Here is a 14,362-nt window from a genome sequence, read left to right as displayed (position 1 = left end):
GTAGAATTTTAGAATTGCATTTTCACATTAAGTCCATAGCTTCTTATGGAAGGCAACATAAATTTGTCGTATCCACTGCCATAAGTACCTACAGAAGGCACTATTTCAGGGTCAAAAGGTGCTTTGTTATAGAGCATTAGCAGGTTGTTTCCTACTAATGACACACTGAGGTCTTTTAAGCCTTTTACAATGAATCCTTCTCTAAAATGATAAGTAAGGGCAACTTCTTGTAGACGAATATTGGTAGCCGAATATTGATAATCAGAAGCTGTTCTATTAGCTATGAAAGTAGCATAGTTAGCTCGGTTATCGGCAGAGGCTTTAGACACCCCATAGCGATCGAAATAACGTTCAGTATCTGAGAAGGCAATACCTCCGAGACGAGCTTTGAACAAGAAATTCAAATCGAAATTCTTATAACTCATCTTTCCTTGCCAGCCTAGTAGCCAATCAGGATTGGTAGAGCCTAATTTGTTGCCATTCGCATCGTATATATCGCCTATTTCACCACCTTCACGTAAGGTATACATACCGTTGGCTATCTCGTGAGGTAAACTCACAATCTTGTTCTTATTAGTAGAAGCAACAAGCTGAGTTTCCCAATTTACCCCTTTAGAAGTATTAGGATAAGTATACCTTAAAGCAACTTCTGCTCCTTGATTTTGCACGTCACCTGCTTGTTGCCATACAATAGGTACTAATTGATTATTAGTACGAGTATGATAGAAAGTAGCGTTAAAAGAAAGATTGTTAAACCATTGGGTATCTAAGCCTACTTCATAGGAAGTGGTACGTTCTAACTGTAAATCAGCAGGGTAGTTAGGCAAACTATACGCATCACCTAACCAAGCGCGAGACGTTTCAGCTACCCCTAAGCTCGCATAACTCATAGGAGCTGCTACTTGACTATAGCCTCCACGCAATTTTGCATAACTTAATATATCTTTATCTATACCTATAAATTGATGTAACAAAGCTGAAACACCTACTGATGGACTGAAGACCATATTTTTATTTGTAGAAGGATAATCGGACGGTTTATCAGTACGACCTGTGAGAGTGAGATAAATCTTAGATTGCCAACCTATTTCAGCCATTGCAAAGAAGGCTGTGTTATTCCGTTTTTCCCACAATGGGTGGGTTATAGCTGTAGGAGTTGTGATATTGCTTTGAGTAAAATTATTTACGTTATGCAGATTACCTTTGTAACCTTCTACTTGAGTATTGTATCCTTCATACGAAGCTCCTAAATGAGCATCTAAACTGAAGTCATTCGATAGATTTTTATTGTAATGTAAGAGCACATCAGCATATTGTTGTTTGAAAGTCTCTTTCCAATGAGCACAATAACCATTAATGCCTGCATAAGCGGGAAGCGTAGAAGCATAACGCTTATCGTCCATTGTAGAGGTAGTATTATCTATACGGAAGCGTGCTACTACGTCTAAATCTCCTATAATTTTATAGCTTACTTTGCCTGAAAACATATATCGGTCTTTAGTAGTAGGACGTAAATTTCTATACGCTATCCAATAAGGATTTTGGATATTTTCACCTAAGTTAGCCGGTGTATCGGGCGTACCTGAACCTGCAATCCAATATTGCTTAGCATAACCTGCGATAGCATCATAACGTTCAAAATAACGTTCTTGACCAAATTGTTCTCCTCTTGAATATAAGTACAAGCCCACTATAGGATTGAAAACGATACCAGAGGCTACTTGATTGCGTTCATACTGACGGATATAGTTCCCCGAAAGGTCTATCCGTAAAGCATCATTTAGCAAAGAAGTGCTATTGAGCAAATAAGCATTATAGCGGTTATATACGCTGTTAGGCACTATACCACCTGATTGTAAAGAAGCTAATGAAGCGTAAGTTTTATTCTTACCTCCCTTAAAATCTATACCTCCTGAAATGTTTACTGCATTCTGGTACACATGTCCGGTTTTATAAAAATCATTTATATTAAAAGAAGTACCCTTAGGCAAAGCACGAGTGGACAGTGAAGTGTATTGCCCTAACTCATTGCCATATGTTTCTTGAAACTCAGGCTTTGTGAGTTTATTTACAAACTCTATTGAAGAAGAAAGGTTAATTTTAAGTTGGTTACTTTCAGCTTTTTTAGTGCGAATGAGTACCACACCATTGGCAGCTGAAGCTCCATAGAGTGCTGTTGCTTGCGCTCCTTGTAATACAACTACCTCTGCAATATCCTCAGGATTAAGGTCGGAAATACCTTCGCTGGTATCTCTACCATTCCCCCCGAGCCCCCTTTCGGCTTGGTTAGCGATAGGCGTTCCATCTATCACGTACAATACATTATTATCACCAAAGAGCGAGCGAACTCCACGCATAGTAGCTTTTGTAGCTCCACCAATACCCGTAGCACTGCGCTGGATATGCAAACCTGCTATTCTTCCGTCAAGGCTATTTACAAAATTCGCTTGTTTGACTTGAGTGAGCTCTTTATCTAAAACTTTTTGTTGTTGATAGGATAAAGTTTCTTCATCTCGATAAATTTCTAAAGCAGTAGAATATTTTGGCTTACCTATTAGAATATAATCAATAGTTTCTATTATTTGAGGCTTTAAGACGACCTTAAAATTGATATTCTTATTTTTACCCTCTACTTTTCTTTTTTCGGTTTCATAGCCTAAAAAACTAAACTCAAGTACATCACCTACTTTAGCTTTGAGCTCAAACTTACCATCAGTATTAGTTGAAACACCTTTAGAAGCTTTCGTTGAACGTGTGTTTTTAACAACTACCGCAACCGATGACATAGGTTGATTGTTCTCATCGAGAACTTCCCCAGTAATGTTTTTGATCTGTCCTTGAACAGCTCCTACAAATAGGAACAGCGAGATTAATAAAAGTTGTATTTTCTGTTTCATAGTGTTTACATATAAATATACTCCGCAAAGGTACAACTTTTATTCACTTACACAAAATTTTTACCCATTATTTTAAAATATAAGTTCTATATTTTTAGAGATAAGATTAAAAGAAGGTAAGGAAGCTAAATTATTAGTATAGAAAAGATGTTGTCTTAATAAGAATTATATTATGATGATTACTTGTGAAAAGAGTTTAATCCTTCAAAAGGCTTAGCCCTAATTTTACATACTGATTTTAAGGTTTAATTATCTTAGATACTCGGCAGTGAAACTCTTCTTATTTTTAGCCACTTCTTCAGGAGTACCAAAAGCTATCACTTCACCTCCTGCCTTTCCTCCATCGTGCCCTATATCTATGATATAATCTACTTTTCTGATAACATCGAGGTTGTGCTCTATTACTAAAACAGTATTGCCTTTATCAACTAAACGATCAAGTACTTCGAGGAGTACCTTCACGTCGTCAAAATGTAGTCCTGTAGTAGGTTCATCTAATATATAAAAAGTATTTCCTGTATCAATTTTCGATAGCTCAGTAGCTAACTTCACTCGTTGGGCTTCTCCTCCTGAAAGGGTAGTAGATTGTTGTCCTAAAGTGATGTAGCCTAAACCTACCTCTTCAATAGTTTTTAGTTTGCGGTATATTTTAGGGATAGGTTCAAAGAATTTTACTGCCTCACTTATGGTCATATCCAGCACATCGGCAATAGATTTTCCTTTGTATCGCACTTCAAGAGTCTCGCGGTTAAAACGTTTGCCTTTACAGGTCTCACAAGGTACATAGACATCGGGTAGGAAGTTCATCTCAATCACTTTTAAGCCTGAGCCTTCACAAGTTTCACATCTACCGCCTTTCACGTTGAAACTAAATCTACCTGGTTTGTAGCCACGTATTTGCGCTTCGGGTACTTGGGTGAAGAGGTTGCGTATCTCACTGAAAACACCTGTGTAGGTAGCAGGATTTGAACGTGGAGTACGTCCAATAGGAGACTGGTCGATGTCGATTACTTTATCAATATGTTCTAAGCCCTCAATGCTTTTATAAGGCATCGGTTTTTTTACGCCATTGAAGAAGTGAGCGTTTAAGATAGGATACAGTGTTTCCTTAATAAGTGTTGATTTGCCACTTCCCGATACACCTGTTACCCCTATCATTACCCCTAAAGGGAATTTTACGGTTATGTTCTTCAAGTTGTTGCCCGTACAGCCTTTTAAGATAATTTCTTTGCCATTGCCTTTGCGCCTTTGGGTAGGTATTTCAATCTTCTTTCTCCCACTCATATAGTCGGCGGTGATGGTATTTGCTTTTAGTAACTCTTTAGGCGTTCCTTGAAAGATGATATCCCCTCCATTTACGCCCGCTTTAGGTCCTATATCCACTACATAATCGGCTTCTTGTATCATCTCTTCATCGTGTTCTACCACGATTACTGAGTTGCCAATATCTCTGAGCGATTTCAGCGAGTTGATAAGCCTTTTGTTATCTCGCTGATGCAAACCAATGCTAGGTTCATCGAGTATATAGAGTACCCCTGTGAGTTGAGATCCTATCTGCGTTGCCAGTCTGATACGCTGAGCTTCTCCTCCTGACAACGATTTAGAACTTCTGTTAAGAGCTAAATAAGTAAGCCCTACATCTATGAGGAATTGAAGTCGGGTGGTGATTTCTTTGATGATTTCTTCAGATATTTTGCGCTGTTTGGTAGAGAGATGCTCAGGTAGAGATTTGAACCACGCCAATAAATCTGTAATATCTAAGGCAGATAGTTCAGCTATATTTTTATCAGCTATTTTAAAGTAAAGCGCCTCTTTGCGCAAGCGAGTGCCGTGACATTCCTCACAAGGAATGGTATCCATAAACTCTTCAGCCCAGCGCTTGATAGCTACCATATCGGCATTTTCGTGCTGGCTTTTGATGAAGTTGATGATACCTTCAAAATCAATTTCAAAATTGCGCGTAATGCCTAATACATCCGATTTGATAGCGTATTTATCTTTACCACCATAGAGAATAATATCCATCGCTTCTTTAGGAAGCGTTTCAATAGGGTCGGAGAGTTTATGACCGAACTTTTGTACAATGAGCTCTAATTGTTTGAATATCCAAGTGTTCTTTTGCTCTCCTACTGCTGTAATCCCGCCGTTCTTGATAGAGATAGAAGGATCAGGGATAATTTTGGAGAGGTTGATTTCTTGCACTTCACCCAACCCATTGCAGTGCGGACACATTCCTTTAGGAGAATTGAAAGAGAAGGTATTAGGTTCAGGAAGAGGATATGAAATGCCCGAAGAAGGACACATCAAATGTCTGCTGAAATAGTGAGCTTTTTTTTGGTTGTGTTCTAAAACCATTAGCACATCGTCGCCGTAGTTCATTGCAATTTTGATACTTTCTTGCAGGCGTTTTTGGGTGTCGTCAGTATCATCAATTTGCATACGGTCGATCACGATTTCAATATCGTGTGTTTTGTATCGGTCGAGCTTCATACCTTTTTCGATATCACGGATTTCGCCATCGGTACGCACCTTTACAAATCCTTGTTTGGCAATCTGCTCAAAGAGCTCGCGGTAATGTCCTTTTCTCGATTGAATCACGGGGGCTAATAGGTTAATGCGTTTGCCTTTGTATTCTTTGGTAATAAGCTCCTGAATTTGGCTATCGGTATAACTCACCATCTTTTCGCCTGTAGCATAGCTATAAGCATCGGAAGCACGGGCAAATAGCAGGCGCAAGAAGTCGTAGATTTCGGTGATAGTACCCACTGTAGAGCGCGGTGATTTGGAGGTAGTTTTCTGTTCGATAGCAATCACAGGCGAGAGTCCGTCGATTTTATCTACATCAGGGCGCTCTAATCCCCCGAGAAACTGGCGAGCATAAGCCGAGAAAGTCTCGATATAACGGCGTTGTCCTTCGGCATAAATAGTATCGAATGCCAAAGAGGATTTACCACTACCTGAAAGTCCTGTGAAGACTACAAGCTTTTCGCGAGGTATGGAAAGGTCTATATTTTTGAGGTTATGCACCCGTGCGCCTTGAACTTCAAGTACATCAGTGGGAGCTACATTATTCGTTTTCTTTTTCATTTAGTGACTGTTATAGAGGCTACCATAAGTAGCCTATGATTAAATAATTAGACGATACTAATCTTTCTATGCATCTAATAACTGCATTACTTTTAAGGCTTGATACACAGTATTGATTCCTTCAAAAATAAGGAGCAAACGCAACCCGTTACGAGTTTCTTTCTCTTGCATACGACACTTGTTAGGGTAACGTTGTACAAAGAGTAGCACCTTTTGAAAACGCTCACTTTGGTAAAATGGACTGTTTTGGTCGGAGATAAAATAGCCTGTCATCTTACCGTTTTTCATCACGAGCTTTTCAATTCCCATACGAGTAGCTATCCATTTCACTCGCACGCTGTTGAGCAAGTCGATAGCTTGGGGAGGAAGTTTGCCAAAACGGTCGGTAAGATTGCGTTGGTACTGCTGTAAAGCTTCCTCATTGGGTAAATTACTCAGTTCGTTATAAAGATTGAGTCGTTCTGCCACTCTATTGACATAGGTATCGGGAAAGAGCAATTCAAAATCGGTGTCTATTTGAGTATCGGTGAGATAAGTTTTATCTTCTTCGGCAGTGTGATATAGTTCTGAGAACTCATTTTCTTTGAGCTCTACTATAGCTTCTTGCAATATTTTCTGATAAGTTTCAAAGCCTAACTCATTGATAAATCCACTTTGTTCCCCGCCTAAGAGGTCTCCAGCTCCACGAATTTCTAAATCCTTCATAGCAATATTTAACCCACTTCCCAAATCAGAAAACTGAGCTATAGCTTCAATACGCTTGCGGGCATCATCACTCATCGCTACCAACGGAGGGGTGATGAAGTAACAAAATGCTTTTTTATTACTTCTACCTACACGTCCACGCATTTGATGTAAATCAGATAAGCCAAAATTATGTGCATTATTGATAAAGATCGTATTAGCATTGGGTACATCTAAACCATTTTCAATGATAGTAGTAGCTACTAATACATCGTAAGCACCATCCATAAAGGCTAACATTGTTTCTTCTAATTTTTTTCCGTCCATTTGTCCGTGACCAATGGCTATACGTGCATCGGGTAATAGGCGTTGAATCATACCTGCTACTTCCTGAATATTCTCTACACGGTTGTGCATAAAGAACACTTGTCCGCCTCGCTGAATTTCATAACGAATGCCATCGCGTATTACCTCTTCGCTGAAAGGTACTACCTGAGAATCGATAGGGTAGCGGTTAGGGGGTGGTGTATTGATAACCGATAGGTCGCGGGCTGCCATTAAGCTGAACTGCAAGGTTCGGGGAATAGGTGTAGCAGTGAGGGTGAGCACATCGAGGTTTTCTTTGAGGGTTTTGAGCTTATCCTTCACGCCTACGCCAAACTTTTGCTCTTCGTCTACTATCAGTAGACCTAAATCTTTATAAGCTACTTTTTCGCCTACTATTTGATGAGTTCCGATGATGATATCTAACTGACCTTTTGCCAGTTCTTCTAAGATAATTTTCTTTTCTTTAGCTGTACGGAATCGGTTGAGATAATCGATACGTACAGGAAAGTCTTTCATACGCTGGCTAAAAGTTTGAAAGTGTTGGAAAGCCAGCACTGTAGTAGGCACGAGTATGGCTACCTGCTTGCCGTTGTCTACCGCTTTGAAAGCAGCACGAATAGCTACTTCGGTTTTTCCAAACCCAACATCGCCACACACCAATCTGTCCATAGGTTTTGGACTCTCCATATCAGCTTTTACTTCGGCAGTAGCTTTGCTTTGGTCGGGTGTATCTTCATATAGGAAAGAGGCTTCCAGTTCGTTCTGCATATAGCTGTCGTGAGAGTATGCATACCCTTTAGATTCTTTACGTTTAGCATACAACTGAATCAAGTTGAAGGCTATTTCCTTCACTCTTGTTTTTGTCTTCTGCTTGAGCGCCTTCCAGGCTCCAGAACCTAATTTGTATATCTTGGGTGGCTTGCCGTCCTTACCGTTGTATTTAGTGATTTTATGTAGGGCGTGAATGCTTACGAATAGGACATCGCGGTCGCCGTAAATCAGTTTGATTGCCTCTTGTTGCTTGCCTTCAACCTCTATCTTCTGTAATCCAGCAAACTTGCCAATACCGTGGTCGATATGGGTTACATAGTCGCCTACTTCTAATTGCATTAACTCTTTGAGCGTAATTGCTTGCTTTTTAGCATATCCGTTCTTCAGCTGGAATTTGTAGTAACGCTCAAATATTTGATGGTCAGTAAAGACATTCAGCTTGTGCTCATTATCTATAAAACCTGCGTGTAGAGAAATCAGTAGCGTTTTGTAATGCACTTTTTGTTCCATCTCCTCAAAGATGTCGTGGAAGCGTTTGGCTTGTTGCTCACTGCCACAGAGGATATAGTTTTGGTATCCCTCAGTGTGTTTATCGTTTAAATAACTGATAAGAAGCTCGAATTGCTTGTTGAATGAGGGCTGTGGTGTAGTGCGGAAAACAATCTCTTTTTCACCTTTGGAGAAAGATGAGGGAAGATTTATATTTATTTGCTGAAATCTTCCCATTTGGCTTAATAAATCTTCTGATTGGCAATATAGTACATCGGGTGTACTGTGTTTTACTTCATTAGGAAGCTTTTCGTAAATGTCAGTAGCTTTAGTGAAGAGTTTGTCGATTTTTGCTCCAAAAGTAGATGTTTCCTTAGATATTAAAAGGGTTTGTTCGCTGATATACTCTAAAAATGATTGACGTACCTCATTACCTTCTTTGTTTTCGACGTTAGGGATAATGGTAATCTTAGAAAGCTGTGTTGTTGAGAGCTGTGTTTCGACATCGAAGGTGCGAATACTCTCTACTTCATTGCCAAAGAATTCAATGCGGTAAGGTTCGTTATTTGAGAAAGAAAAAACATCAACAATCCCCCCACGTACTGAAAACTCGCCAGGTTCGGTTACAAAATCAGTACGATTGAAATTATAGGAGAAAAGCACTTCGTTCAAGAGTTCAATGGTTAGTTGGTCTCCTTTGCTAATCTTTAAGGTATTTTGCTCCAATTGCTTACGAGTGATGACTTTCTCGAAGAGCGCTTCGGGGTAGGAGACTACTATCAGCGGTTGCCCACTATTGCTCAGCTGATTGAGCACTTCAGCACGTAGTAACACGTTGGCATTATTGGTATCTTCAATTTGATACGGACGGCGATAGCTATCAGGAAAGAAGAGTACTTGTTCACCTACTAAGGTCTCTAAGTCGTTTAACAAATACGCACTTTCTTCTTTGTCGGGCAAGAGTACCAATAGCGGACGTTTGGTATTAGTATAAACATTAGCTATGAGTAAGGACAGAGAAGCCCCTGCCAAACCATTGGCAACGGTATTATGATGTGCTTTAATTTCAGTTAATAAACTTTTATAAGTACTATTTTCTGCAAATAATTGTAATAACTCTTTCACAAATAGGGATTATGATTACAAAGTGCAAAGGTACGCATAAATTAGGAATTAACAACTAATTCATTACAGTTGTTATAAGCTATTTTTTGCATATACAAAAGTTCTTCCAAAACCTTATTGATATCTTTTGCAGGGAATGGCAATGCGATAAGGAGCTCATTGGGAGTTATCGGTTTAGACTTCAATAAACTCCAAACTGCTTCTTTAACCTCTTTTTTATCAACTTTAGAAGGAGGTAGTTTGGCAATACAATTTGAACATACTCCACAAGGCTCTTCGGATTTTTCACCGAAGTATTCTAAGAGCTGAATGTTGCGACAAGTATCCTCATTTTGAAGATAGCGGAATACTGCTTCTTGCAAGCTTAGCTTGGTATGATTGTACTCTTTTAAGTTTTTAGAAATACTATTGATAGTGCGATCATCATCACGAGGCACATTAAAGATAATTTGAATATCAGAAGCTTCATTTTTTAAGATAGCCATTCCATCATTGTGCAAACGTTCTAAATTTTTGATGATATCACGATAGTCGAGCTCTGTGAGTTCAGTGATTTTTTCCATCTCCAAAGTTATAGGTTGACTGTAGATAAGAGGATAAGACCTTATGAGATAGATAACAAGGTTTTTTAGATAACGATGTGTTTGTAAATAAGTAATAAGTTGAGGGGCAGGTGCTGTAATATGCAAAGTAACCTTCTTGTAAAATTGCTGGCTGAGTGAGATAATAGACATTCGGTCTAACACTTGCAAGCCATTATAGGACTTTATGGGTGATAGCTCATAACGCTTCCAGAAGTCGGGGAAGAAGAAACTGAATACCCCTTCTTCTCCTTCACCTATTGCTATTTGAAAATAAGCATTAAGTTTCGCATAAAGTAGCTTGAGAAAAGGAATGTCTACCAAGTAATCTTTTAGCAGTTTATTAGCATTTTCAACGTCGATTTTACCATAGAATAGGATAGCTTCGGCTGGATTACCATCGCGACCTGCACGTCCAGCCTCTTGAAAATAGTCCTCTAAGGTTTGAGGTATATCCCAATGAATTACGAAGCGCACATCAGGTTTGTCTATCCCCATTCCGAAAGCATTGGTAGCTGCCATTACACGCACATCGTTCAGCAACCACATACTGAGTTTTTGATTCTTTTCTTCGGCAGGAAGACCTCCGTGAAAATAGGCTGCTGAGATACCGTGATTCTGCAATAGTTCAGCCAATTGTATGCAACCATTTCTGCTGCGCAAGTATACGATAGCACTCCCTTCGGTCTTTCTTAACAGTTGTAGTAACTCGTGCCATTTATCGGAAACCTTATACACTTTGTAAGCGATATTAGGGCGTGCTAAAGAAGTACTGATAATAGTAGCATTTTCTATACCTAAATGATGTAAGATATCTTGCTGTACTTGATGCGTTGCCGAAGCTGTGAGTGCCAATAATGGGACGTTAGGAAATTCTTCTTTCAGCCATTTACACTGTAAATAAGCAGGACGAAAATCTTTACCCCAATGTGATACACAATGTGCTTCGTCTATCACTATTAAGTTAATAGACATTGCTTTGAGATAAGAGCGCACCAATTCCTGTTGCAGACGTTCAGGGGACAGGTATAAGAATTTGTATTGCCCATAGAGAGCATTGTTTAGCAAGCGTTCCAACTCAGAGTAGGGGAGACCTCCCGATAACGATAGTGCACGTATTTCTCTATTTTTAAGCGCCTCTACTTGGTCTGTCATTAGGGCTACTAAGGGAGAAACAACTATACAGATGCCTTCTTTCATCATAGCAGGCACTTGAAAAGTAATAGACTTTCCTCCACCCGTAGGCAATAAGGCTAAGGTATCTTTTCCGGATAATACCGAGTTGATAACAGCTTCTTGAGAGTTGCGAAAACCATCGTACCCCCAATACTTTTTGAGTATGTACAGAGGTTCATTCTCCATAAATACTACTGCTTATAACCTTTGTATGCTGGACGCACCAATTGAGGAAAATCAATAAATGGATTACGGTTGCCTTGTGCCTTTTCAATCACATTGTTACGCTGACGTTCAAGGTCAGAAACGGGATCTTCGTCATTCCATTTTAGGAGAACTTGAAGTCCTCCTAATACAATAACATCGTCTATTCTGTCGTGATATCGTAAGTTGATATACATAATCATTCGTGCAACATCTCCTTTCCATTCGTCTCCTGGATACCAAGCGCCTTTTGTACGACCAGCTTTCCCTTTACCATCGGTAAAAGGAATATTTCCTCTACTACCATTTAGTTTACTATCACAAGCTTTTAGATGATGTAAATCACCTTTAGCATCTCCCTTATACTTTGATTGTGGATAGATGTGTTCTGTATTGAATGTTTGGGGTTTATAAGTGTTACTTCCACTATTGTACTCTCTCCAGAAACGTTCTTCTCCTGTATAAACCAGTACAACATTTTGGGGATTTTTAAGGCTTGCATCGGCTTTATAAAGATATTTATGGCGCTCACCATAACCTAATTGATTTTTATGCTTACTAATAGTAAGAACTGCTAAATCATCATACAAAGCTGTCCCCGTTTTAGTGAAATCAAACCCTTTATAGTAAGTTTTTAACTCCTCGGGTACTGTAATCTTTACAGGAGGAATGGGCTCCTCAGTAGTGGGAGTAGTGGTGGTAGGAGGGTTAGGAGCAGGAGGTACAACAGGGAGAGGTTGTGCTTGGTCATCATTCTTGCAAGCTAACAAGAGCATTACGAATAATAAAACATAAATTCTTTTCATATGTATTTAATTTTTAGTTATTTGTTTACACGAAAAAGCTAACTTTAGCATTAGTAACGGTTTTCAATAGTACATTCTCATCTTGATGTGTAATATCAGTACTGAAAACAGACTGTTGCATTATACTTCTTTATTTCTTATTTTCATTAAATGATAGTGCAAAGGTACGAAGTAATTATTAAATAAGCAAATATTGATTAATGGTTAATGGTTAATGATTAATGGTGAAATTAAGAAGACTTATAGGATAAACGAACAACAGGCGAAGGGAGAGTGGGTCTATAGTGGCTCTACAGTGGGTCTACAGTAGGTCTACAGTAGGTCTACAGTAGGTCTACAGTAGGTCTACAGTAGGTCTACAGTAGGTCTACAGTGGGTCTACAGTGGCTCTACAGTGGCTCTACAATGGGTCTACAGTGGCTCTACAGTGGCTCTACAATGGGTCTACAGTGGCTCTACAGTGGCTCTACAACGAACAAAAGACGAACGATGAACGAAGGAACAACGAACCTAAGTAGAAGGAAAGTTGAAGCTAAGGCAGAGATAAAAAGAAGGTTATTAGTGGATTTCAACTTTGCTAAAGATTTGAAACTTTGGCAAAGTTTATACAAATGACATTGCAAGCCACACGGATAGATAGGGGAAAGACGAAGAAAAATTAAGAATAAGAGGAGGACAAAGTGGAAATGAAAGAAAAAAAGAACGCATTTTGCGAATTTAATTCTCAATGGTATGTTGTTAATTGTTAATTAATCATTATCTTTGCCCCCAAAATAAGTACGTATATACGATTTGTTATAAAACAGACTCTTTAGATAAAATACATTTTTCATATATGAAATACAAACGAATTTTACTAAAACTCAGCGGGGAAGCCCTTATGGGAAGTCGCCAGTACGGCATTGACCCCGCGCGTTTAAAAGAATACGCTGCCGAAATTAAGGAGGTAGTGAACCAAGGCGTGCAAGTGGCTATAGTAATTGGCGGGGGGAATATCTTCCGCGGGGTAGCTGGTGCTAGCAATGGTATGGACAGAGTGCAAGGAGATTATATGGGTATGCTGGCTACCGTTATCAACTCGCTCGCCCTACAAAGTGCCTTAGAAGACGAAGGACTTTTTAGCCGTTTGCAAACAGCTATCAAGATGGAAGCTATAGCTGAACCTTTTATCAAACGCCGTGCAGTACGCCACTTAGAAAAAGGACGCGTAGTGATTTTTGGAGCGGGAACGGGTAATCCTTACTTTACGACCGATTCGGCAGCGGTACTTCGCGCTATCGAAATCAATGCTGATGTAATCCTTAAAGGTACTCGTGTAGATGGTATCTACAATGCCGACCCTGAAAAAGACCCTAATGCGGTGAAGTTCGACCATATCTCTTTTAATGAGTGTATTGATAAAAACCTTAAAGTGATGGATATGACGGCTTTTACCCTTAGTCAAGAAAACCATTTGCCTATCATCGTATTCGATATGAACAAAAAAGGCAACCTCGCAAAAGTAGTAGCAGGCGAAAACGTAGGAACGACGGTCAATGATTAATGGTTATATTGCGATGCTTCTTTAACAATTGAAGACTAACAACTAACAAATAATTAAAAACAATATACAATGAATGAAGAAATTAATATTATCTTAGAAACTACGAGCGAAGCGATGCAAGAGGCTTTGCAACACTTAGATAAGGCTTTAGCCAATATCCGCGCTGGCAAGGCGAGTCCGCAAATGGTAAGTAGTGTAATGGTGGACTATTACGGGGCGCAAACACCTCTTAGTCAGGTAGCCAATGTATCAGCTCCCGACTCACGTACTATCTCTATTCAACCTTGGGAAAAGAAAATGATTCAGCCTATTGAGAAAGCTATCCAAATAGCTAATTTGGGCTTTAACCCAATGAACAATGGCGAAATGGTGATTATTACCGTACCACCACTTACCGAAGAACGCCGTAGAGAGCTCGTGAAACAAGCCAAAGGTGAAGGTGAAGACGCTAAAATAAGTGTGCGTAACGCCCGCCAAGACGCTAATAAAGAGATTAAGAAGGTAGAAGCTTCGGACGATGTGAAGAAAGAAGCTGAAGAACGTGTGCAAAAGCTCACCGACAAATACATCAAGAAAGTAGAAGAAGTATTAGCTATAAAAGAAGCTGAGATCCTAAAAGTTTAGTTTAGGTAAGAGATAAGAGGTAAGAGGGTATGGGGTATAGTAATACAA

The 14,362-nt window shown here is 39.4% G+C and carries 8 protein-coding genes; 3 read left to right on the top strand and 5 right to left on the bottom strand.

The genetic code is table 11. The annotated features are described in order from the left end of the window. Positions 1–8 precede the first annotated feature (8 nt). The 5 genes from HMPREF1321_RS07700 to HMPREF1321_RS07680 form a co-directional block, all read right to left on the bottom strand. The gene (locus tag HMPREF1321_RS07700; protein ID WP_009422084.1) at positions 9–2,897 is read right to left on the bottom strand and encodes a SusC/RagA family TonB-linked outer membrane protein; all 2,889 of its coding nucleotides are present in this window, start codon (positions 2,895–2,897) and stop codon (positions 9–11) included. A gap of 249 nt (positions 2,898–3,146) precedes the next feature. Then, positions 3,147–5,984, bottom strand: coding sequence for an excinuclease ABC subunit UvrA (uvrA, locus tag HMPREF1321_RS07695; RefSeq protein WP_009422105.1), 2,838 nt, complete (start codon positions 5,982–5,984; stop codon positions 3,147–3,149). 66 nt (positions 5,985–6,050) lie between these two features. Continuing rightward, positions 6,051–9,380, bottom strand: a complete 3,330-nt coding sequence (gene mfd / locus HMPREF1321_RS07690; RefSeq protein WP_009422066.1) for a transcription-repair coupling factor — start codon at positions 9,378–9,380, stop codon at positions 6,051–6,053. Positions 9,381–9,421: 41 nt separating this feature from the next. Then, positions 9,422–11,323 (bottom strand): ATP-dependent DNA helicase RecQ, encoded by a 1,902-nt coding sequence (locus HMPREF1321_RS07685; RefSeq protein ID WP_009422093.1) that lies wholly within the window; start codon positions 11,321–11,323, stop codon positions 9,422–9,424. 5 nt (positions 11,324–11,328) lie between these two features. Continuing rightward, complete coding sequence (locus HMPREF1321_RS07680) at positions 11,329–12,147, bottom strand: endonuclease I family protein (RefSeq protein ID WP_009422101.1); 819 nt, start codon at positions 12,145–12,147, stop codon at positions 11,329–11,331. A 383-nt stretch (positions 12,148–12,530) separates the two neighbouring features. Between HMPREF1321_RS07680 and HMPREF1321_RS12350 the strand changes: the two genes are divergently transcribed. The 3 genes from HMPREF1321_RS12350 to frr all read left to right on the top strand — a co-directional run bounded on the left by HMPREF1321_RS12350 (position 12,531) and on the right by frr (position 14,314). Then, positions 12,531–12,665 carry a hypothetical protein gene (locus HMPREF1321_RS12350; protein ID WP_009422109.1) on the top strand — a complete coding sequence of 45 codons (135 nt, stop codon included), beginning with the start codon at positions 12,531–12,533 and terminating at the stop codon, positions 12,663–12,665. A gap of 317 nt (positions 12,666–12,982) precedes the next feature. Beyond that, positions 12,983–13,690 (top strand): UMP kinase, encoded by a 708-nt coding sequence (gene pyrH / locus HMPREF1321_RS07675; RefSeq protein ID WP_002671891.1) that lies wholly within the window; start codon positions 12,983–12,985, stop codon positions 13,688–13,690. A gap of 69 nt (positions 13,691–13,759) precedes the next feature. Beyond that, the gene (gene frr, locus HMPREF1321_RS07670) at positions 13,760–14,314 is read left to right on the top strand and encodes a ribosome recycling factor (RefSeq protein WP_009417760.1); all 555 of its coding nucleotides are present in this window, start codon (positions 13,760–13,762) and stop codon (positions 14,312–14,314) included. Positions 14,315–14,362 lie beyond the last annotated feature (48 nt).

Origin of the sequence: Capnocytophaga sp. oral taxon 412 str. F0487 (genome assembly GCF_000271925.1) — a bacterium.
Classification (GTDB): Bacteria; Bacteroidota; Bacteroidia; order Flavobacteriales; family Flavobacteriaceae; genus Capnocytophaga; species Capnocytophaga ochracea.
The sequence above is the reverse complement of the archived record's forward strand: the minus strand, read 5'-3'. Positions and strand labels throughout refer to the sequence as shown.